This is a genomic window from Terasakiella sp. SH-1, assembly GCF_004564135.1.
Lineage (GTDB): Bacteria > Pseudomonadota > Alphaproteobacteria > Rhodospirillales > Terasakiellaceae > Terasakiella.
Map to the genome: position 1 here is coordinate 1,197,293 of NZ_CP038255.1, position 21,869 is coordinate 1,219,161.

24 protein-coding genes are annotated in these 21,869 nt (G+C 48.1%); 16 read left to right on the forward strand and 8 right to left on the reverse strand.

Translation table 11 applies throughout. The features are described 5' to 3' along the window. Positions 1–65: 65 nt before the first annotated feature. The 12 genes from E4K71_RS05520 (at position 66) to E4K71_RS05575 (ending at position 12,245) form a co-directional block, all read left to right on the forward strand. A complete protein-coding gene (locus tag E4K71_RS05520) occupies positions 66–629 on the forward strand; it encodes a YeeE/YedE thiosulfate transporter family protein (protein ID WP_135077543.1) in 564 nt (187 codons plus the stop codon). After that, entirely contained in the window at positions 629–1,201 is a 573-nt protein-coding gene (locus E4K71_RS05525; protein WP_135077545.1) for a YeeE/YedE thiosulfate transporter family protein, read from the forward strand. The genes E4K71_RS05520 and E4K71_RS05525 overlap by 1 nt, the downstream gene beginning before the upstream one ends. 204 nt (positions 1,202–1,405) lie before the next feature. After that, positions 1,406–2,578 (forward strand): isovaleryl-CoA dehydrogenase, encoded by a 1,173-nt coding sequence (locus tag E4K71_RS05530; protein WP_135077547.1) that lies wholly within the window; start codon positions 1,406–1,408, stop codon positions 2,576–2,578. A 25-nt stretch (positions 2,579–2,603) separates the two neighbouring features. Continuing rightward, on the forward strand, positions 2,604–3,794 hold the full coding sequence (locus E4K71_RS05535) for an acetyl-CoA C-acyltransferase (protein ID WP_135077549.1): 1,191 nt from the start codon (positions 2,604–2,606) through the stop codon (positions 3,792–3,794). A 37-nt stretch (positions 3,795–3,831) separates the two neighbouring features. Beyond that, positions 3,832–4,968, forward strand: a complete 1,137-nt coding sequence (locus E4K71_RS05540; RefSeq protein ID WP_135077551.1) for an acyl-CoA dehydrogenase family protein — start codon at positions 3,832–3,834, stop codon at positions 4,966–4,968. A gap of 138 nt (positions 4,969–5,106) precedes the next feature. After that, entirely contained in the window at positions 5,107–5,715 is a 609-nt protein-coding gene (locus tag E4K71_RS05545) for a 2-hydroxychromene-2-carboxylate isomerase (protein ID WP_135077553.1), read from the forward strand. Positions 5,716–5,718: 3 nt separating this feature from the next. Next, positions 5,719–7,332 (forward strand): carboxyl transferase domain-containing protein, encoded by a 1,614-nt coding sequence (locus E4K71_RS05550; protein WP_135077555.1) that lies wholly within the window; start codon positions 5,719–5,721, stop codon positions 7,330–7,332. A gap of 9 nt (positions 7,333–7,341) precedes the next feature. Then, the gene (locus E4K71_RS05555; RefSeq protein ID WP_135077557.1) at positions 7,342–8,130 is read left to right on the forward strand and encodes an enoyl-CoA hydratase/isomerase family protein; all 789 of its coding nucleotides are present in this window, start codon (positions 7,342–7,344) and stop codon (positions 8,128–8,130) included. Between the two features lie 2 nt (positions 8,131–8,132). Continuing rightward, complete coding sequence (locus E4K71_RS05560; RefSeq protein WP_135077559.1) at positions 8,133–10,130, forward strand: acetyl/propionyl/methylcrotonyl-CoA carboxylase subunit alpha; 1,998 nt, start codon at positions 8,133–8,135, stop codon at positions 10,128–10,130. Positions 10,131–10,214: 84 nt separating this feature from the next. Further along, on the forward strand, positions 10,215–11,114 hold the full coding sequence (locus E4K71_RS05565) for a hydroxymethylglutaryl-CoA lyase (RefSeq protein ID WP_135077561.1): 900 nt from the start codon (positions 10,215–10,217) through the stop codon (positions 11,112–11,114). Between the two features lie 37 nt (positions 11,115–11,151). Continuing rightward, positions 11,152–11,829 carry a DUF445 domain-containing protein gene (locus E4K71_RS05570; protein ID WP_135077563.1) on the forward strand — a complete coding sequence of 226 codons (678 nt, stop codon included), beginning with the start codon at positions 11,152–11,154 and terminating at the stop codon, positions 11,827–11,829. After that, positions 11,826–12,245 carry a DUF1489 domain-containing protein gene (locus E4K71_RS05575; protein WP_135077565.1) on the forward strand — a complete coding sequence of 140 codons (420 nt, stop codon included), beginning with the start codon at positions 11,826–11,828 and terminating at the stop codon, positions 12,243–12,245. Before E4K71_RS05570 ends, E4K71_RS05575 begins: the two co-directional genes overlap by 4 nt. A gap of 1 nt (position 12,246) precedes the next feature. Here the strand turns inward: E4K71_RS05575 and E4K71_RS05580 are convergent, their stop codons facing one another. Beyond that, on the reverse strand, positions 12,247–13,182 hold the full coding sequence (locus tag E4K71_RS05580) for a response regulator (protein ID WP_135077567.1): 936 nt from the start codon (positions 13,180–13,182) through the stop codon (positions 12,247–12,249). Positions 13,183–13,202: 20 nt separating this feature from the next. Beyond that, the gene (locus tag E4K71_RS05585; RefSeq protein WP_135077569.1) at positions 13,203–14,165 is read right to left on the reverse strand and encodes a nucleoside recognition protein; all 963 of its coding nucleotides are present in this window, start codon (positions 14,163–14,165) and stop codon (positions 13,203–13,205) included. A 97-nt stretch (positions 14,166–14,262) separates the two neighbouring features. Here E4K71_RS05585 and E4K71_RS05590 point away from each other — a divergent pair, with 97 nt between their 5' ends. Next, positions 14,263–14,694 (forward strand): Lrp/AsnC family transcriptional regulator, encoded by a 432-nt coding sequence (locus tag E4K71_RS05590; RefSeq protein ID WP_135077571.1) that lies wholly within the window; start codon positions 14,263–14,265, stop codon positions 14,692–14,694. A 3-nt stretch (positions 14,695–14,697) separates the two neighbouring features. On the opposite strand, the gene E4K71_RS05595 is transcribed toward E4K71_RS05590, so the two are convergent. Continuing rightward, complete coding sequence (locus E4K71_RS05595) at positions 14,698–15,021, reverse strand: PilZ domain-containing protein (protein WP_135077573.1); 324 nt, start codon at positions 15,019–15,021, stop codon at positions 14,698–14,700. 99 nt (positions 15,022–15,120) lie between these two features. Then, positions 15,121–16,173, reverse strand: coding sequence for an amino acid dehydrogenase (locus E4K71_RS05600; protein ID WP_135077575.1), 1,053 nt, complete (start codon positions 16,171–16,173; stop codon positions 15,121–15,123). A 298-nt stretch (positions 16,174–16,471) separates the two neighbouring features. Here E4K71_RS05600 and cobD point away from each other — a divergent pair, with 298 nt between their 5' ends. From cobD to E4K71_RS05615, 3 genes are all read left to right on the forward strand, one after another. Further along, complete coding sequence (gene cobD / locus E4K71_RS05605; protein ID WP_135077577.1) at positions 16,472–17,473, forward strand: threonine-phosphate decarboxylase CobD; 1,002 nt, start codon at positions 16,472–16,474, stop codon at positions 17,471–17,473. A 69-nt stretch (positions 17,474–17,542) separates the two neighbouring features. Next, positions 17,543–17,746, forward strand: a complete 204-nt coding sequence (locus E4K71_RS05610) for a hypothetical protein (RefSeq protein WP_135077579.1) — start codon at positions 17,543–17,545, stop codon at positions 17,744–17,746. Positions 17,747–17,858: 112 nt separating this feature from the next. Next, positions 17,859–18,107 carry a hypothetical protein gene (locus tag E4K71_RS05615; RefSeq protein ID WP_135077581.1) on the forward strand — a complete coding sequence of 83 codons (249 nt, stop codon included), beginning with the start codon at positions 17,859–17,861 and terminating at the stop codon, positions 18,105–18,107. Between the two features lie 12 nt (positions 18,108–18,119). On the opposite strand, the gene E4K71_RS05620 is transcribed toward E4K71_RS05615, so the two are convergent. The 4 genes from E4K71_RS05620 to E4K71_RS05635 all read right to left on the reverse strand — a co-directional run bounded on the left by E4K71_RS05620 (position 18,120) and on the right by E4K71_RS05635 (position 21,784). Beyond that, positions 18,120–19,214 (reverse strand): hypothetical protein, encoded by a 1,095-nt coding sequence (locus E4K71_RS05620; RefSeq protein ID WP_135077583.1) that lies wholly within the window; start codon positions 19,212–19,214, stop codon positions 18,120–18,122. A gap of 8 nt (positions 19,215–19,222) precedes the next feature. Then, positions 19,223–20,341, reverse strand: a complete 1,119-nt coding sequence (locus E4K71_RS05625) for an NAD(P)/FAD-dependent oxidoreductase (RefSeq protein ID WP_135077585.1) — start codon at positions 20,339–20,341, stop codon at positions 19,223–19,225. Between the two features lie 64 nt (positions 20,342–20,405). Beyond that, positions 20,406–21,365 (reverse strand): DUF3179 domain-containing protein, encoded by a 960-nt coding sequence (locus tag E4K71_RS05630; RefSeq protein WP_135077587.1) that lies wholly within the window; start codon positions 21,363–21,365, stop codon positions 20,406–20,408. 83 nt (positions 21,366–21,448) lie between these two features. Beyond that, entirely contained in the window at positions 21,449–21,784 is a 336-nt protein-coding gene (locus tag E4K71_RS05635; protein ID WP_135077589.1) for an STAS domain-containing protein, read from the reverse strand. Positions 21,785–21,869 lie beyond the last annotated feature (85 nt).

The following is a 21,869-nucleotide window of genomic DNA, read 5'->3' on the forward strand; positions in this document are numbered from 1 at the left end:
TAACGCTTGCTTATATGATCTTCTCTTTTTTATATTAGTTAAAACTAATTATTTTGGAGAAGAAAATGCTCTGTTGGAAAAAAGGTGGCCTGTTGCTTGGCTTCGTTTTTTTAATGGCGGTCGTATTGGTTAAGCCCATTGGGGTTTCAACCCAGTTTGTCATTTTTGATGGTATCTTGTGGGATGCTGTTGATAATTCTGTCGTGGTGGAATCTACAGAAAGCAAAAGTGGCTATGCCAGTGAAAACGCGTATTTGAATAAAAGTGGTGGCAAATATGCCAAGAATGTATCCAACCCGGTGAATTACAGCTTTATTTTCGTCGTTGCCATGATTGTGGGGGCGGGACTGTCTGCTTTTTTACGAGGTGGTGTAAAAACAGAAGAAAAATGCATGCCTGATGTATGGCGGGCCAATTTCGGGGATGACCCGATGAAACGTTATGTCATGGCCTTTGTTGCGGGCTTTCTCGTTCTTTATGGTGCGCGTTTGGCGGGGGGATGCACCAGCGGCCATATGATGAGCGGCATGATGCAAACCGCAGTGTCTGGTTATATTTTTGCCCTTGGGGCTTTTGCAGCAGGAATCCCACTTGCCATTATGATGTTTAAAAAGCAGGAGCGTAGCTGATGGAAAAGATTATTCTTGCGATTGTGATCGGCGGGGCGTTTGGTTTTGTACTGGACCGCATTGGGGCAACCAACCCAAATAACATCATTCATATGCTGCGTTTGAGCAAGCTACACTTGATGAAGACAATCTTGCTTGGCATTGGGTTTTCATCTGTGTTGATGTTTGGTGGCTTGATGGTGGGGCTTATTGATGTTGCCCATATGTCTGTTAAGACAGCTTATATAGGCGTATTTGTTGGCGGTATTTTGCTTGGTCTTGGGTTTGCGGCAGCTGGTTATTGTCCTGGGACTGGCTTGGCAGCTATGGCAACGGGGCGCAAAGATGCGATCTTCTTTGTGCTGGGTGGTCTTGTGGGGGCTGGGGCCTATATGGCGACCTATTCCCAGATTAAGGCGACAGGTCTTCTTGATAAGGTATTGGGCGGGAAAGTGACGCTTGGTGCTGTTGATGGATCTAAATATGGCAGCCTGTTTGAAGCGATGCCCGGTGAAATGATTGGTATTGCACTGGGGGTTGTCTTCATGGTGATTGCTTTTGTTCTGCCTAATAGTTTCAGAAAAGAAGCTTAGATTCCTGCTTTATAGAGAACAGCGGGGGCAGTTTAATCTGGTTTGACCGGATGAGGGTAATTTAAAAAATGCGATGTTTCCTAGGGTTTAGGGGCATCGCATTTTTTTATAATTTATAAGTTGACGTTTACGTAAACGTTAAATACGCTTTAGGGAGAATTTAAAACAGGTCAATTTAACCTTTTTGGGAAATGGAAAAGAGATATGAGTTTCGTTGAATATCCGTCTTTGAACTTTAACCTTGGTGAAACAGCGGACATGATCCGCGATACCGTGAGTGCCTTTGCACAGGAAGAAATCGCACCGATTGCGGAAAAAACGGATGTTGAAAACGCTTTTCCGAACCATTTATGGAAACGTTTTGGTGAACTGGGTTTGCTCGGCATTACGGTTGAAGAAGAATATGGCGGCTCTGGTCTTGGCTATCTGGAACATATCATCGCCATGGAAGAAATCAGCCGTGCATCTGCTTCCATCGCCCTGTCTTATGGGGCGCATTCCAACCTGTGTGTGAACCAAATTCGCCGCAATGGTAATGACGAGCAGAAACAGAAATATCTGCCGAAACTGATCTCTGGTGATCATATCGGCGCACTTGCCATGTCTGAGCCGGGTTCTGGTTCTGACGTTGTGTCCATGCGTTTGAAGGCAGAGAAAAAGGGTGATCGCTATATCCTGAACGGTAATAAAATGTGGATCACCAATGGCCCAGATGCAGACACTTTGGTGGTCTATGCCAAAACGGATCTGGATGCTGGCCCGAAAGGCATCACGGCTTTCATCATTGAAAAAGGTTTTAAAGGTTTCTCAACGGCACAAAAACTCGACAAGCTCGGCATGCGTGGGTCCAACACCTGTGAGCTGGTCTTTGAAGACTGCGAAGTGCCGGAAGAAAATATCCTTGGTGAATTGAACAAAGGTGTTCGCGTTCTCATGTCCGGTCTGGACTATGAACGTGCGGTTCTCGCTGGTGGGCCGACTGGTATTATGATGGCGTGCATGGACGTCGTGGTCCCCTATATCCATGAGCGCAAACAGTTCGGTCAGTCCATCGGTGAATTCCAGCTTATTCAAGGTAAAGTCGCTGATATGTATTCCACCATGAATGCATGTCGTGCTTATGTCTATGCGGTTGGTGGGGCGTGTTCTCGCGGGGAAACAACCCGTAAAGATGCTGCTGGCGTGATCCTTTATTCTGCGGAAAAAGCCACACAAATGGCACTGGATGCTATTCAAATCCTTGGTGGTAATGGCTACATTAATGAATATCCGACAGGTCGTCTGCTGCGTGATGCCAAGCTTTATGAGATTGGCGCAGGTACATCTGAAATTCGCCGCATGCTGATCGGGCGTGAGCTGTTCAACGAGACGAAGTAAAAGCGATAAAGAGGTTACATTTATTATGTCAAACAATGATCCTATCGTAATTGTCGGTTCTGCACGCACACCTATGGGCGGCATGCAGGGTGATTTCTCTGGTCTGACAGCCTCACAGCTTGGTGGGGAAGCCATCAAGGCAGCTGTAGAACGTTCTGGCCTTAAGGCTGAGGATGTGGGTGAAGTGATTTTCGGTAACGTGTTGGGCGCAGGCCAAGGTCAGGCCCCAGCACGCCAAGCTGCCCTTGGTGGCGGTCTGGAACTGAAAACAGGTTGTACGACCATTAATAAAATGTGTGGGTCCGGTATGAAAGCGACCATGCTGGCCCATGACCTGATCAAGGCGGGCATTAATGATGTGATGGTTTCCGGTGGTATGGAGAGCATGACCAATGCGCCTTACTTGTTGGAAAAAGCGCGTGGCGGTATGCGTCTGGGCCATGGTGAGGTCAAAGACCATATGTTCCTGGATGGTCTGGAAGATGCCTATGATAAAGGACGTCTGATGGGTACCTTTGCCGAAGAATGTGCACAGTCTTATCAGTTCACCCGTGAAGAGCAGGATAATTTTGCCATCCGTTCACTCTCTCGTGCCAATGCTGCTATTGAAGATGGCACGTTCAAAAGCGAGATCACGCCGGTAACGTTGAAAACACGCAAGGGCGAAACGGTTATTGATACGGATGAGCAGCCGGGCAATGCACGCCCAGATAAAATCCCGTCCCTGCGTCCGGCCTTTGCCAAAGATGGCACGGTGACAGCAGCGAACTCTTCTTCTATTTCCGATGGGGCAGCAGCGCTTGTTCTTATGCGTGAAAGCGAAGCGGAAAAGCGTGGCCTGAAACCACTGGCACGTATCATGGGCCATACGACCTATGCGCAAGAGCCAAACCTGTTCACCACAGCCCCTGTGTTCGCCATGAAAGAGCTGCTCGACCAAGTAGGGTGGACAAAGGACGATGTGGACCTGTGGGAAATCAACGAAGCCTTTGCAGTTGTGACCATGGCGGCCATGCGTGATCTGGAACTGGATGCAGATAAGGTCAATGTCCATGGTGGGGCCTGTGCATTGGGTCATCCGATTGGGGCAAGTGGTGCGCGTATCATCGTGACATTGCTTAACGCGCTTGAAAAATACGGCAAGAAAAACGGTGTGGCTTCGCTCTGCATCGGAGGTGGTGAAGCAACCGCCATGGCCTTTGAACGTGTCGAATAATCGTCAGTCCTGATAATTGAAAAATAGAGTCAACAAAATGATTCTGAATGAAGAGCAAATCCTAATTCGTGACATGGTGCGTAATTTCGCCCGTGATCGCATCACCCCAAACGCTCGTGAGTGGGAGGCCAATGAGGCCTTCCCCAAAGAGATTTTTGCCGAGATGGCAGAGCTTGGTTTGATGGGGATGGTTGCCCCGGCTGAGTATGGCGGGTCCGAGATTGGTTATGTCGGTCTTGCACTGGCACTTGAAGAAATTGCTGCTGGAGATGGTGGTTTAAGTACGGTGCTTTCTGTCCATAATTCAGTGGGTTATGGGCCAATCTTAAAGTTTGGAACGAGCGCGCAAAAAGACAAGTTTCTGGCCCCAATGGCGGCTGGTGACAAACTTGGATGTTTTGCTTTAACTGAGCCTCATACCGGTTCAGATGCCTCTGCATTGAAGTGTCGTGCCAAGCGTGATGGGGATGAGTATATCCTGAACGGCACCAAGCAATTTATCACGTCCGGGAAAATTGGCGATACGCTCATCGCGTTTGCCGTAACTGATCCGGATAAAGGTGCCAAGGGCATTTCTGCCTTCATCGTGCCGACAGATACACCCGGTTATATCGTCTCTAGCCTCGAACATAAGATGGGGCAAAAGGCATCTGACACGGCACAGATCGTGTTTGAAGATATGCGTATCCCGGCAGCCAATTTGTTGGGTGAAGAAGGTATGGGTTACAAGATTGCCCTGTCCGGCCTGGAAAGTGGTCGCATCGGTATTGCGTCCCAATGTGTCGGTATGGCACGTGGGGCACTGGATGCGGCTGTTGAATATGCCAAAGAACGTGAAGCTTTTGGCAAACCGATCTGCGAACATCAGGCGATTGCCTTTAAATTAGCCGATATGGCGACCCAAGTGCATGCTGCACGCCAAATGGTGATGCATGCTGCGAGCTTGAAAGATGCAGATCAGCCCTGTTTGGCCGAGGCTTCCATGGCGAAAGTCTTTGCTTCTGAGATGGCGGAAAAAGTCTGTTCTGATGCCATTCAGGTTTTTGGTGGCTATGGCTATTCATCGGAATTCCCGGTGGAAAAATACTATCGTGATGTTCGAATTTGCCAAATTTATGAAGGCACAAGTGAGGTACAGAAAATTGTTATCTCCCGTGCGGTTCTAAACGGTTAATTTGACCATCTACTAGGTCTGTAACTATTTGTGAAGTAAGGGAAAAAGATTTAACATTTCTTTACTTCATAAAACGCTTTTCAGGGTGTTAACTGGAAAGAAAATGCCGTTTCTACAGGTGTAGTTGGGAGAAAACGCATGGCAAATCCAATTGAATTCTATTTCGAATTTGGTAGCCCCTATGGCTATTTTTCTGCCCAGGAAATTGACGCGATTGGGCAGGAATTTGGTCGTGAGGTGGTCTGGAAACCTTTCATGCTCGGCTCGGCTTTTAAAGCCACGCAATCCATGCCGCTGATGAATGTACCGCTGAAAGGTCCCTATTGTGTGCATGACTGGGAACGTATGAGTGCCTATACGGGCACCGCGTGGAAACTGCCTGAAAAATTCCCGGCAGCCATTCTGGCGGCACCGCGTGGGTTTTACTGGTTGAAAGATCAAGGTCAGGACGAGCTGGCCGTGACTTTTGCCAAGGCTGCTTACAAAGCCTATTTTGCCGAAGGTCGCCCCTTGTGGGAGTTGGAGGCGACAGCAGATATCGCTGCAGAATGTGGCATTGAGAGAGATGAGTTCTTACAGGCGGTACAAACGCCTGAAGTTAAAGCGAGATTAATTGAAGAAGGCCAGAAAGCTATTGAGTCTGGTGTGTTCGGTTCCCCCTTCATCCGTGTAGACGGTGAAGACTTCTGGGGATGGGACCGCTTGGCTATGGTTCGTGACTGGCTCAAAAATGGGAAGTGGGGATAATTAATGTCTGTCCTTAAAAGTTCAATCAACACCCGGTCTGATGATTTCAAGACCAATGCCGAGGCCATGCAAAAGCAGGTCGACGAGCTTAAAGATGTCATCAAAACGGTAAAACAAGGCGGTGGTACGACAGCGAATGAGCGTCATATTCGCCGTGGTAAATTACTGGTACGTGAACGTATCCGTCGTCTGCTGGATGTGGGGTCACCGTTTCTGGAACTCTCACAGCTGGCTGGCTGGGAAATGTACCCAGAAGATGGTACCATTGCCGCAGGCGGGATCATCACCGGGATTGGCCGTATTGAAGGTCAGGAATGTATGGTGGTTGCCAACGATCCGACCGTAAAGGGGGGCTCTTATTATCCCATCACGGTGAAAAAGCACTTACGTGCGCAAGAGATTGCCAAGAAAAACAATCTACCTTGTGTGTATCTGGTTGAATCCGGTGGGGCAAACCTGCCGCGCCAAGATGAAGTTTTCCCAGACCGTGACCATTTTGGTCGCATCTTTTATAACCAAGCGACAATGTCGGGTCAGAATATTCCGCAGGTCGCGGTGGTTCATGGGTCTTGTACGGCAGGTGGGGCTTATGTACCGGCCATGTCTGATGAGAGCATCATTGTTAAAGAACAGGGCACCATCTTCCTCGGTGGCCCACCGCTGGTAAAAGCAGCCACGGGTGAAGTGGTTTCTGCCGAAGACCTTGGTGGGGCAGATGTTCACTGTAAAACATCTGGCGTGGCTGATCACTACGCCCAAGATGATGGTCATGCGTTGGCCTTGGCGCGTCAGGTGGTGCGTAACCTCAACCGTGTGAAGAACCCGAATTTGGATATCCGCGAACCTGTTGATCCCCTTTATCCCGCAGAAGAACTCTATGGCATCATTCCGGCTGACCCGAAAAAGCCGTTTGATGTACGCGAAGTCATTGCCCGTATTGTGGATGGGTCACGCTTTGATGAATTTAAGGCGCTGTACGGCACAACATTGGTGACAGGTTTTGCCCACCTTTATGGCTATCCAGTTGGGATTGTAGCGAACAACGGTATTTTGTTCTCAGAATCTGCGCAAAAAGGCGCTCACTTTATTGAGCTTTGCGCCCAACGTGGCATTCCGCTGCTCTATTTGCAAAATATCACGGGCTTTATGGTTGGTCGTAAGTATGAAGCCGAAGGCATCGCCAAACATGGTGCCAAGATGGTAACGGCAACGGCTTGTGCCAACGTTCCGAAAATCACCTGTGTAATTGCGGGTTCCTTCGGCGCGGGTAACTACGCCATGTGTGGTCGTGGTTATGATCCAAACTTCATGTTCATGTGGCCGAACTCCCGTATCTCTGTGATGGGTGGGGAACAAGCTGCGGGCGTACTTGCCACCATCAAACGTGATGGGATGGAACGCAAAGGTGAAGAGTGGTCTGCCGAAGAAGAAGCCGCCTTTAAGCAGCCTATTTTGGAAAAATACGAAGAAGAAGGTCACCCGTTCTATGCCTCTGCCCGTTTGTGGGATGACGGTATTTTTGATCCGGTCAATACACGCATGATGCTGGGCCTCAGCCTGTCAGCGTCCCTTAATAAACAGATTGAGCCGACAAACTTCGGCGTCTTCCGTATGTAAGGGGCGATCATGACGGATACTTCAAAAATTGAGATTGATGCGCGCGGTGTGGCAACTTTGACCATGACCCGTGGCGACATGCACAATGCCTTTGATGATGCGATGATCGCAGATTTAACGGCCAAGCTTAAAGAGCTGGAAGCTAACGAAGCGGTGCGTGTGGTTGTGCTGGCGGCAGAAGGCAAAAGCTTCAGTGCAGGTGCAGACCTGAACTGGATGAAGCGTATGGCTGGTTATTCTTATGAAGAAAATGTTGAGGATGCCATGGGCTTGGGCGGTTTGCTGGAAACGCTGAATTTCCTGAAAAAACCGACCATTGCGAAAGTTCAGGGCGCTGCCTTTGGCGGCGGTGTCGGTTTGGTCGCGGCCTGTGATATGGCGGTGGGGACAGAAAAAGCCAGCTTCTGCCTGTCAGAAGTCAAGCTTGGCCTGATCCCGGCGGTGATTTCACCCTATGTGGTGAACGCCATGGGGCAACGTGCCAGTCGTCGCTACATGCTGACAGCAGAACGGTTTAAGGCCGATGAAGCCTTGCGTTTTGGCTTGCTGCATGAGGTCGTCGGCGTTGATGAGCTGGACGGTGCGGTTGAAAGCCTGATCGAAGCCATGATGGGCAATGGCCCGGCCTCAGTTGCGGCCTGTAAAGACCTGATCTTTGCTGTTTATAACCGTCCGGTCGATGAGACAGTGATTAAAGATACGGCCAAGCGCATTGCCACACAGCGTGCGAGTGTTGAAGGAAAAGAGGGCCTGGGTGCCTTCCTTGAAAAAAGAAAACCTGCTTGGGTGGGGGAATAAGAATGTTTACGAAAATCCTGATTGCCAACCGTGGTGAGATTGCTTGCCGTGTGATTAAAACTGCGCGCCGTATGGGTGTGAAAACGGTGGCTGTATATTCAGATGCCGATGCCGGGGCCATGCATGTGGCCATGGCGGATGAGGCTTATCATATTGGGGGCGCGGCTGCGGCTGAAAGTTACCTCTGTTACGACAAGATCATTGAAGTCTGCAAACAGTCTGGGGCGCAAGCCGTCCATCCAGGCTATGGCTTCCTGTCTGAAAACGCGGCCTTCTGCCGTGCCCTGGCTGAAAATGACATTACCTTTATTGGTCCGCCAGTTGGCGCAATTGAGGCTATGGGGTCCAAATCCGAAGCCAAAAAGATCATGGAAAAAGCCGATGTGCCATTGGTACCGGGCTATCACGGGGATGAACAGTCTATCGAGTTCATGAAGAATGAAGCCGATAAAATGGGCTATCCGGTGATCTTGAAAGCTGCTGCTGGTGGTGGCGGTAAGGGCATGCGCATTGTCTGGAAAGCCGAAGAGATTGAAGATGCTTATGAAGCAGCCAAGCGCGAAGCAATCAAGGGCTTTGGCGATGACCATATGCTGGTTGAAAAATATCTGACCAAGCCACGCCACGTGGAAATTCAGGTCTTTGCCGATCAACATGACAATGTGGTTTACCTGTTTGAACGCGATTGTTCCGTTCAGCGCCGCCACCAAAAAGTCTTTGAAGAAGCGCCTGCCCCCCTGATGCAGAACGACCTGCGTGCCCGTATGGGGAAAGCAGCCTGTAATGCCGCGCGTGCCATTGGCTATGAAGGCGCAGGCACGGTTGAATTCCTGTTGGATGAAGACGGGTCTTTCTATTTCATGGAAATGAACACCCGCTTGCAGGTGGAACACCCGGTGACAGAAATGATCACGGGCGAAGATCTGGTGGAATGGCAACTGCGTGTGGCTGCGGGTCAAACCTTGCCACAAAAACAGGATGACCTGTCCATCAGCGGTCATGCCATTGAAGTGCGTGTTTATGCCGAAGACCCGGATAATGATTTCTTGCCGGCAACAGGGACATTGACCCACCTGCGTCCACCGCAAGAAAGCGCCCATGTTCGTGTGGATACAGGTGTGCGCGAAGGTGATGAAGTCTCCATTCATTATGATCCGATGATTTCAAAACTGATCGTTTGGGCTGATACACGTGAGGGCGCTTTGCGTCACCTGCGCAAAGCCTTGAACGAATATCAGGTGGTCGGTCTGACAACCAATATTGAGTTCCTTGCCACACTGGCGGCCCATCCGGCTTTTGTGAATTTTGATGTGGATACGGGCTTTATTGCCAAACATGAAAATGACCTCTTCCCTAAACGTGAACATATCACCGATGATGCTTTGGCATTGGCCTGTCTGGATGTGTTTATCACCCGTGATGAAGAAGCACAGGCACAGGCCGATTGGTCCGGTGACCCGTTCAGCCCATGGCATTCCACAAGTGGTTTCCGCATGAATGATGATAACCATCATGAACTCTATTTCGTGGAAGGCGATGATATCATTACAGTGACATGCCACTACCGTGATGAAGGTTATGTGATGGAACTGCCCGGTGGTGATGTTCTGGTGCGTGGTGAGCGTGATGACAATGGCGATCTGGCCGCTGACCTCGGCGGGCGTCGCATGAAGGCAACTGTGGTGCGCCATGGGGATAATCTGGAAATCCTTGTTCATGGTCGTGCCCATGCGCTCAAACTGTTTGACCCGCTGGCCGCAGCCGAAGGTCAGGATGAGGTTTCCGGTTCCTTGACATCACCCATGCCGGGTAAGGTTGTTTCTGTTTTGGTGGAAAAAGATCAGGAAGTAAAAGAAGGCGATAGCCTGATGATCCTGGAAGCCATGAAAATGGAACATACGATCTTTGCCCCCATGGACGGTGTGGTGGCTGATATCTTCTTCAATGCTGGTGACCAGCTGGAAGAAGGTGTAGAGTTGCTGAAACTTCAGGGTGAATAAGACGATAAAGTGGCCCTCGCAAAATGCGGGGGCCTTTATCCAACAGATTTTCGTATTGGCGAAGATGACGAAAGAATAAAGAAAATGCCTTTTCCAAAAAAAGTAAAAATCGTCGAAGTCGGCCCCCGTGACGGGTTGCAAAATGAAAAGCAATTGGTCTCTGTCGATACCAAGGTTGAACTGGTTGATCGTTTGACCCAAGCGGGGCTGAGTGCCGTTGAAGCCGGAAGCTTTGTATCGCCCAAATGGGTGCCGCAAATGGCCGATAGTGACAAGGTGCTGGCACAAGTCAAAAAGGCCGATGGCGTGTCTTTCCCGGTTCTGACCCCCAATATGAAAGGGTTTGAGGCCGCGATGGAAGCTGGCGCTAAGGAAGTCGCGATTTTTGCCGCAGCCTCAGAAGGGTTTTCCCAAAAGAATATCAACTGTTCAATTGCAGAAAGTATTGAACGGTTTGAACCGATTATGGCGGCAGCAAAGGAACAGGATATCGCGGTGCGCGGTTATGTTTCCTGCGTGGTTGGCTGTCCTTATGATGGGGCGATTGCACCAGAAAAAGTTGCTGAAGTTTCTACGCGCCTTTATGACATGGGCTGTTATGAGATTTCATTGGGCGACACCATTGGGGTGGGGACCCCGGCCAAGGTTGCTGAAATGATTGCTGCGGTGTCGCAAACCGTGCCGATTGGCAAGCTGGCAGGTCACTTCCATGATACCTACGGTCAGGCCCTTGCCAATATCTATGCGGCACTGGAATTGGGTATTCATGTGTTTGATTCGTCTGTGGCGGGGCTGGGCGGCTGTCCTTATGCCAAGGGGGCCTCGGGCAATGTGGCAACAGAAGATGTTGTCTTCATGCTGAATGGATTGGGTATTGAAACTGGCGTGGATTTGGCTACATTGTGCGAGGCAGGTCGCTATATCAGCCAGTCGCTGGGCCGTGTTCCTGCCTCAAAAGTATCTTTGGCGTTGAGCGCACAATAAACGGACTTCATGTGCGCGTCTGATGAGGGGAGCGCACATGAACAAGTCTATCCTGACCAACCTGATTGCCTTTGGCGTTTGTGTTATTGGTTATACCATGCCTGAAAATGGCGAAATGATTTTCACGGTTGGCTTGTTTGCCTTGTCCGGCAGTCTAACCAACTGGTTGGCGATCCATATGCTGTTTGAAAAGGTACCTTTGCTTTATGGTTCTGGTGTGATCCCCAACCGTTTTGATGAATTCAAGGCGGGGATTAAAAAACTCATCATCGAAGAATTCTTCTCACACGAACATATCGAACGTTTCTTTGAACAGAACAGTTCTGGGATCAGCAGCTCTATCGTTGAAAAAGTGGATTATGACCGCGTATTTAATGGGCTGACCGATGCGATTGCTTCATCGAGTCTGGGCGGAATGCTCTCCCTTGTTGGTGGGATTAAAGCGCTGGAACCGCTGCGTGATCCGGTGAATAAAAAGCTGGAAGAAATCGTCACCGAACTCGCCAGTGGTGAAATGGGCGATGGCATGAGCCAGGACCTGACGACCACTCTGGTCAATAAGGTGGAAACCATTATTGATAATCGCTTGGATGACCTGACCCCGCAAAATGTGAAAGATATTGTTCAAGATATGATCCGCCAGCACCTTGGTTGGCTGGTTGTTTGGGGTGGTGTTTTTGGTGGGGCCATTGGTCTGTTGGTGGGGCTGGTATGACGGTTCACATTCGCAAATTGGCTGCCCGTGTTGAAGATATTGAAGAGCTGGAATCCATTCAGGCACGCAAGCTGCAAGATTATGGCCGTCTCTTTACCTATACCCGTAATACGCCAAAACGGCAGGAGGAACTACTGGATGGTGGGTCGCTTTACTGGGTGATTAAGGGGCAGTTTCGTGTACGCCAAGAAATCATCGGCTTTGAAACCGATATGGATGAGGAAGGGCGTAAGTATTGCTTGATCACGCTTAAGCCCGAATTGATCCGCACGGAACTAAAAGCACAAAAAGCCTTTCAGGGCTGGCGCTATTTTCAGGACAGTGATGTACCAAAAGATTTGGATGGGACTGCTCAAGTGGGCGAAGACTTACCAGAAGATATGCAGGCTGAACTGCGCGATTTGGGCCTGTTGTAGGTTATTTCTGATATTTATCCTGAACAGAATGGATGATTTCATCGGCAAAGGGTGCTGCGGCCTTAACAGATTTAAAGGTTGCCGAAATCGCTGCTGAGAGTTCAGGCAGCAGTTCCAAGTCTTTCTGCTTGGGCAGGGTACCGCTTTTCCATAGGGATTCTGCCACGGTTTCCAATGTGGCAACAAGACCGGACAGGTGATTGAAATCACTGTCTTCAAGGCGGTGTGCAATATCTTTGGACACATCCACCAGCCGGGCACACTGGGTCATGCTTTCTTTATTGAACTGTTTGGCCTGATAGGCGGGGACAATGCGGTCAACCAGATAGGCAATCTGATAAGCTTGGCGTTCAATTTTTTGCGAATTGATATTCCAGAAAGCGTTTTCTACATCTTCACGAAATTTGCGTTCGTTAAAGATACCCGTGGCTTTATCTTTCAGGCTGTTGGGAACATCAATAGCGTCAATTTTCTGAGTGCCCGGACGATGCCCTGTGCGACGATCCGGGCCGATATAGTCAGTCGTCACCACAAAAGGTTTGCGCTTTTCTACGAGATACTGCACCCGATCAAGTACTTTTTGAGCGACAATCGGCTTGATTTGTAGATCGTCCACTCCAGCCCGTGATGCCCGGCTGACCACATCCTGTGTGGGTTCATCAATAAATAAAATGATGGAGGCAAAGGGATTAAAGCCACATTTTTTGTGGCGCAGTTCAACAATTGTCTCACAGACATCACCGCCGGGCAGGTCAACATCACATAAAATCAGGTCAGGAGACTTGATTTTAACTTCATCAACCAGTTGTTCGTGCGTGCCCACATCCTTGATATCGCGAAAACCGGACTGATGCAGCATCCCTTTGAGCCCGGCGCGCAATTGCAGGTTCTGGTCTGCGATTAGAATATCGACGTCATCATATGAGTATTTTTTCATTCTCTTAAGCTACTGTGATCCTAACCTTTTGAAAAGAGGATTTTATCAAAGAGGGGTTGAGGCAAACGTTTGACCAACTGACTGAGCAGAAACACAACGATAAAGGCAAACAGGAAGCGGGCAATTAAGATACCGCTCAGGTCCGCACCCAGGGCAAAGATCAGCAAGGTATCTTCCAAGGCACTGTGGAATAAACACATGAAGCTTAAGGAAAGGAAAATATCCTGTTTTGACATGTTGCCCTCTTTGGCTTCGCGCAGGATTAAGGCCCCGCCATATCCCAGACCCAGCACAACACCGATAAGTGTGACCGGAATAGCGTGATTGGAGATGCCGAGAAGGCTAAGCAGGGGGGAGAGTACTTTGGAAATCAAGTCATTGATTTTTAAATCTTCAAAGGCTTTTAAGACAATGACAAGGGCAAGGATAATCCAGAAAATAGTGAAGAGGGAGATTGCGCTGTCAATAGCCCATTCCTGCCATGTCGCATTTGCTTCGGTAGCTGGGAGCCAATCAATATGGGCAGGCTCGCTCAGCATGTTGAAAGAGCTGTAAAAGACATTCAGGATCGCGCCTAATGCCATAGCCCCTGCGACACGCAAAGCCGTTGTTGCGGTGAAGCTTGGCCCGGCTTTTTGCACGATGCGTTGTTCAATCGGCAGGCTGTGGGCAATCAGGATCATGGTGCCCAGTACGGTGACTTGGGCGATGGTCATGGGGGCTTCGGGCAGCAGGGTGACAAGGGCCACCATGGCGGCATAGATATTGACCAGCATGGCGGTTGTCCAGATGATCCCGGCTTCTGGTGGCAGGCCAACGAGGTCCATGAAGGGGGTGAAGATTTGGGCGATAACTTCAATCATGCCAAATTCCACGCCAAGGCGAACAAGGATCATAATCGGGACCATGACTTTGAGAAGTTCCCAGTAAAGGGTAACACTGTCGCAAACAGGCTTTTTAAACCAGTTGATAATCGGGAGCATGATCTGTGGTCCTCATTCCAATTGAAGATGAAGGGACCATAAATGAAAGTGCAAAGAATTTGTGGTCAAATATTGTTGGTTTGTGCAATATTATTGCATGGATAAGATTGATCAGAACATTCTCGGCTGCCTTCAACAAGATGCAGACATTACAAATGCAGCTTTGGCAGAAAAGGTAAACCTGTCCCCCAGCAGCTGTTTGCGCCGGGTTCAGCGTTTGAAAAAAGATGGGGTCATTCAGAAAACGGTTGCCATTATTGATGACAAAATATTGGGCAAAAATCTGAAAGCAATTGTCGAGGTTGATCTGGATCGCCATGGCGCACAAGCTCAGGCCGCTTTTCGTGACTCTATTAAAAAAGAAAGTGCCGTGGTTCAAGCCTATAGCATTACAGGGGAAAGTGATGTGCTGTTGGTGATGCATTTGGCGGACATGGAAGAATATCAGCAGGTCTGTGACAAGCTGTTTAACCATGATCCGAATGTCATGCGGTTTCGCACCTCTTTTGCAATGGAGGTGCTTAAGTAACTTTTATTCAGCGTGACCACACACGCCATAAATCGCCAGATTATAGAGGAAATCATTCAGGCGATCCTGATCGTCAAAAAAACGCAGGCCACAACTTTGCCCGCTGGACCAGATGACGGTTGCGTCCAGTTCATTCAGGAAGGGCAGGTCAATTTGTACTTCACTATCTTTATCCAAAGTGGAGGCTGCAAGAGTGATCTTTGCGCCCCCTTTAGAAATATCCAGAACTTGCGCAGGGTGAGAGGTATTCTCACACAAAAGGTTTGCCATCACATTGATCGCATGCCTTTTACTTTGGCGGTGGTCCATATTAATGGTGTGTCCCATATGCTCCTCCTGCTCTCTGTATTTAATTTACATAAAATTTAAACTAAATTAAGAAAAACAGCAACGCTAAATTCCCTTCTGGTTGATGTGTTTTCTGATTTATTCAGCCGCTTGAGCCTCAAAAGGGCCTTTAAAACGTTCTTCTGCCATGTGGTCTGCAATGATTGAGGGCGGGAGGTTCTGCTTGTCTGAGCGTTGGAAGATCTCAAGTAAGGTGTCGTAGATTTTACTGATTTTGGCTTTTACAATCTCAACATCATAGTCTTCTGTTTCGTGGGCAACATTAATCAGGCCCCCGGCATTAATCACATAGTCAGGGGCATAGAGAACCCCCATTTCCTTTAAGGCTTCCCCGTGATGATCCTGAGCCAGCTGGTTATTGGCAGCCCCGGCAATGATGGTGGTTTTGAACTGTTCAATAGTCTGGTCATTGACTGTCGCACCAAGCGCACAAGGGGCATAGACGTCAACGGCCTGGCTATAGATATCGTCCAACCCGACAATCTGTGCGCTAAATTCATTTTCAACCCGTTGGAGAGATGTTTTGTTAATATCGCATACGACCAGTTTGGCCCCGGCTTCATGCAAATATTTACACAGATAATAGCCAACGTTTCCGACACCTTGTACGGCAATGTGCAAGCCTGTCAGGTCGTCTGTTTTCAATTGATGTTTAACAGCTGCTTTCAGCCCCAGAAAAACCCCAAGGGCGGTGAGGGGGGAGGGATTACCGGACCCGGTTGATTTACCGCGTACATGGCGGGTGCTTTCTCGGATATAGTCCATATCTGTCACTGTGGTGCCGACATCTTCTGCGGTAATATATTTTCCGTTTAACCGTTCAATCACCCGGCCAAAAGCACGCATGAGGTCTGGTGTTTTTATCTTTTTGGCGTCACCAATGATGACGGACTTTCCACCGCCCAGATCAAGGTCGGCAACAGCAGCCTTGTAGGTCATCCCTTTGGACAGGCGCAAGACATCGGTCACGGCATCCTGCTCGTTGTCATAATTCCAAAAACGAGACCCGCCAAGGGCAGGGCCACGGTTGGTGTTATGTATGGCGATAATGCATTTTAATCCGGTGGCTTCATCACAGCCAAAGACAACATTTTCGTGCCCGTCGAAATCGGGGGCGGTAAAGACAGACATGATTGCGCTCCTGTATTTTATTTATGAACCAATCTTTATTTTATGTGAGGATTCAATAGGGTTTTTCAAGGGGTAAAATTACCTAAATTGTTGTTTTTTAAGGTAATTGTTGGCAATGCAGCAATTGAAATGAACTTGCGCACCAAGGTGATTTTTTCTAATTTTCTTAACTGTGGTAATTTCATATGAAATTTTATTTCACTTTTATAATTTGTCTTGCTTGAGTGGGCGAATAGACCATGCTACCCATTGCGTCAAATCAACGCTTCATAAAAGAAAATTACACGGGAGATCGGCCTTGGCAGTCTTTCACGGCGGCAACTTAGCGGCTGCAACACAGCAATTTGGGGTGCCAATTGAGGAATGGGTCGATTTATCAACGGGAATTAACCCGCACCCATATCCGATTCCTGACCTTGAAAAAGACCTCTGGGGGCGCTTGCCCGATCAGCATTTGTTGCAGGATTTAAAAGAGGCGGCAGCTTCTTATTATGGTGTGGATTGCGCAAATAAAGTGATCCCTGTTTCTGGGACACAGACACTTTTACAAATTCTGCCTCATTTGTTTGAGAAAACAAAAAAGGTCCGCATTGTCGGTCCAACCTATAAAGAACATGCCTACTGCTGGGGCCTGGCCGGACATGATGTGAAAGAAGTCCCTCTTTTGTCACAGGCGGAAGCTGAAGGCGATATTGTTATCGTTGTGAACCCGAATAATCCAACGGGTGAGATTTATATGCCGGAGGATTTGTTGGCTTTGGCGGCGCGCCAACATGCCAAAGGGGGCTCTTTAATTGTGGATGGGGCCTTTATGGATTGTATGCCCGATATTGACCTTTCGCAGCATGTTGGGTGTGAAGGGCTGATGGTTCTACGTTCCTTTGGAAAGTTTTTTGGTCTGGCTGGTATTCGCTTGGGCTTTGTATTGGCTGCTGGTTCGATCTCACAACGTTTAAAAGACGGTATTGGTCCCTGGGCTGTAAATGGTCCAGCTATGGAAATAGGGCGTTGTGCCTTTCGTGATGATGTATGGATTGAACAGACCCGTGTTGATTTAGAGGATGCACAAAAGCGTCTGGATATGCTTTTACAAGCAGGCGGGCTTGAAGTTGTCGGGGGAACTTCCTTATTTCGATATTGTTTTCACCCTAATGCCGGGCAAGTTTTTGAACAACTGGGCAAGGCAGGTATCTTGACCCGGCCTTTTGCAGACCAGCCGCAACATTTGCGCATAGGCTTACCTGCTTCGGAGCAAGGTTGGTCAAGATTGAAGAAAACTTTAGATAAAATCCATTTGTGATATAGATCACTGATCTACAATTTGATATGCTTTATTGTCTTTTCAGATAAAATGCTAAAGGTTACACAGATGGCTCTCTTTGAAGTTGAAATTTATAATGAACTGGTGAAACAAGCCGTACAAAATGACGAGCCTGCTGAATATAGTGATGATTGGGCAGATATCCGTTTTATTGAAGTCAGTGCACGTGATGAAATGGATGCACGCCGCAAAATTTTGACGAAATACCCAAAAGATCGCGGCTTTATTATTCGGAGTATTTCACCTGCCTAGGGTCAGGACCTATTCATTTACTGAGTTTGGCGACACATCAATTAAATCTTAATAAAGTGGTCTTACCATTATTCATGAGATTAGAGCGTGAATAAATCAGGAGAGTAGGACCATGTTTGCTGTTGCAACCGGAAACCAGAAAACCTTTGAAATCGGTATCTACAATCGGGCTGTGCGTGATTGTGTGAAGGAAAACGACCATCATCTGGACTTTGGGGACGAATGGGCTGATGTTCATTACCAGAACATCGTGGCTGATACCCAGGATGAAGCACTAGTGCTGATTACAGACCGTTATCCACCGGAAAAAGGCTTTGTTATCCAATCTTGTACAGAAGCGCATTATAGCCGTAAGTTTTAGGCCATAATAACTTTACTGTGCGCGTTCTTCGTCCAGCTTGTCCGGGTTGTCAAAAAATTCGTAATTTTCAACCCCGTCGAGCAGGATACCGTCATAGCCTTCTTTCATGATACCATACATGAAGGACATGTTATGGCCGTAAAGAACCTGATGCCAGCTGGGATGCCAGTATTGTACAAGGTACTTGTCGGAACTGGAGGGGGCCAAGTCCAAAATCCAGGATGGATTGCCCATGCGCCAGCTATCTTGCCAGTAAAAGGCTCCGACATCAGCAGCGCCGATATCGAGATAGGCGAGAACAGGGCGGCGTGCGCCCGTCTTTTTAAACTGCATCTTGCGCACGTTATGACGCCCCAATGTGGTGGAACGGCGGTGGAAGACCGGGGTGATAACCATATCGAAATTTGTGTTATGCACTTTCATCGCATATTCTTCGCGTGTGCCAAAACGTGAAGAGTCATTGATGATCAGATAGTTTTTGATGGATTGTGCATTGGTAACGGTATGGGAGTTTTCGCGAAAGGGGCGTTTGGGCCAGTTGGCAATCTTGTTATTGCGCAAGCCCATCCCCGGTGCCACATAGGGAACGAATTTGTTCTGGGCAGCTGTACGAATGGCCTTGTCCACATCTTTGGGCTTTGAGGCATAATCCAGTGTGAAGACGTTGAGCCCGGTATCACGGGCAATTTGCAGTTCTTCTAAAATACCTTTTTGTTCTTTTTCTGTCAGGGCTTCACCGAAAGCGTCCATGCCATAAGATAGATGCGGCTGGATAATCCCATCAATGGTTTGCAGATAAACGGAACTGGGAGCACTGATCAGCTGGTCAACATCAATAAGCTGGGTGAGCAAACCACGTCCGCCATAGGTCAGTACCAGAAAATCACGTTTGAATTTACGGCCATATTTGGAAATGTTCTGGACCAGCTTGCGCATCTCAGCGGCATAGTCCAGTGATGGTCCGGAATAGATGGCCTTGGATGGATCGTCATCCCCATCAGTCAGGACTTTACCTTGAGAGGTGACTTGTGCCACAGCGCCTGTTGCCATGAAGGACAGGGCAAAGGCCATTGTTGCACATTTTTTCCACACCGTGAGTTTCATCATATCCACACTTAGCTGAGATCCAGTTTCCGTACGACCTCTCTTGCAATGGCAAGGCTGGAGGTCAAGCCCGGTGACTCTATTCCAAAGAGGTTTATAAAACCTAAAATACCATGTTCTTGAGGGCCTTGGATAAGGAAATCTTTGGCTTCCTCATCGGGCTTTTGGATTTTGGGGCGCACGCCAGAATAATCAGCATGCAGATCACCTTCTTTCAGCTCAGGCCAGTAGGCACGAATGGCATCGTAAAATTTCTCACCTCGTTTGGAGCAGACATCATAATTAATATGGTCACCATTTTCGAGCCATTCAACATCAGGGCCAAAACGGGCTTGTCCGCCCATATCCAAAGTTAAATGCACGCCCAGACCTGCCTTTTCAGGTACGGGGTAGATCAGGTGGGAAAAGGGGGCTTTGGTGGCAAGTGAGAAATAATTGCCCTTGCAATAATAATCTTGTGGGATATCTGGTGCAGGAAAGCCCTGAATTGTACGTGCTAATTTAATGGCATTTAAGCCGCTGCAATTGATTAGAAGTTCGGTGAAAATTTCCATGGGGGAATCTCCTCCAACCTGAAGTGTCACGCCTGTCTCTGTAAGCCGGCCTGATAAAACCGGACTGTTCAGGGCAAGCATAGCCCCATGTTCTTCGGCATCCCCCAACAGGGATAACATATAGGCATGGGTATCAATAATCCCGGTGGAAGGGGATAAAAGGGCGGCTTCGGCCTTGAGAGCAGGTTCTGCCTTGTAAGTTTCTTCTTTATTAAGCCAGATTAAATCATCCACCCCGTTTTCTTTTGCTTTTTGTTGGATGGATTTCAGGGTGTCGATTTGTTCTTTTGAGGTCGCAACAATCAGTTTACCAAGTTTTTTATAGGGGACACCATGGCTGTCACAATAGTCATAAAGCAAATGTTTGCCTTCGACGCATAAGCGGGCTTTGAGGCTGTTTTTAGGATAATAAATGCCAGCATGAATGACTTCGCTGTTGCGTGAGCTTGTGCCCATGCCAATGGCTGTTTCAGCCTCAATAATGATGACTTCTTTCCCGGCTTTTGCCAGTTCACGGGCGCAGGCAAGCCCGACAACACCAGCGCCAATGACGATGGCTTGAACGCATTCACTCATTTGATTAATTCCTCTTATGGCCTGATGCTAAATATAGGGGAAAGTTATGAAAAAAATAAATAATTTATTGAATGATTTGTCCACCTTTTGAAAAGGCATGATAGACGAAGGCAAATTCAATAAAATAGACGATATCTTTGCCATTTTGTGTTGCTGTGACATTGCCAATATCACGTCCTTTTGCAATCAACCGGCCATCAAGGGCGCTGTTTTGTCCCGCACTCCAACGAAAAACAACGTCATTTGGGGCTTTAATCTCACCGCGTTCTCTAAGAAGGGCAAGAGAATAGGCAATGTCGCGTTTTTGTGTGGTGATGACGCGTTGCATAGGGTTGATCCCATCAGGGAGTTCCCCCTTGTATAAAAACGGGTAGCCTTTTTCATAGCCTGCATATGGGTTTATCCCGTAATTGCGCATTCTTGGGTTTGTCGGGACAAGAATGGGAGCATTGGGGCCTGCGCGTTTTTTATAATTGGCAAAGCTTTCTATACGTGCGGGCAGCATTTCCAGTTCTTTGCCTGCCAGTGTCCCCATAATTGCAACCCCCATTGCCTGCTGGAAAAAGCTTTCGGTTTGGCGATCATACATCACAAGGTCGGAATGGCGCAGCCGCCCTGTGGTGCCAAAATCCAGAATCTGGCCTTCAAGTGTCCGGTTAAAGACAATGGCAGCATTACACAGGGGGCAGTAGGTAACAGTGATCGGCTGGCCTGCCAAATGATCATTGACGATTTCATGCCACATGAGAATGCGCAAAGGATAGGCTTTATATTGCCCGTTGATTTCTATGCCGATGACTGGTTCTGTTTCGGTTAGGTCGACATCATGGGCAGGCTTGAACAGGGGGGTGTCAATGGCGGGGATTGCATCACGGGGCACACCGCCTGACAGGATTTCTTTATAAGGAACAGTGGTTTTGGAAAAGTCTGCTTTTGGGAACTCGCGCTGCCATTGCATCACATCTGCAATGGCAGCTGTCGCAAACAGCATAAGGGAGATAAAAAGGAAAATACGCGTTAACATCTATACACCATATCTGTGGCCCTGATATATGATCGCAAGTCGTTTGATCTCAGGCAAATCACAATGGCGTGTATATGTTTTACTTACAAATGCTGTTGATGGGGATCTCCGGGAACTTCATTGATACTCATGATCCGGTTGAACGAAGAGATTTCCAATACTTTGTGAACCTGATCTCTGGCATTTCGAACATGAAAATTGATGTCATGATGTTCAAAAAGTTCATGCGCCTGCATCAGAAGTCCCAGCCCAGCTGAATCAATGTAGATACAGTCAAATAAATCAAAAATGCAGGTTTCAGGCTTGTTGGTCACAATATTGTCGATCATGGAACGGAAAAGCTCACTATCAAGGAAGCTTATTTTTCCAGATAGATAGACAACGCAGTCACTTTCTATTTCTCGGATGCTGATTTCCATTTTTAGACCCTCTATTTGAGTTACTACTAAAGGATACAATAAGATGGGCGAGAAATAAATTCGGACTGTTACGTAGTTTGGTGAT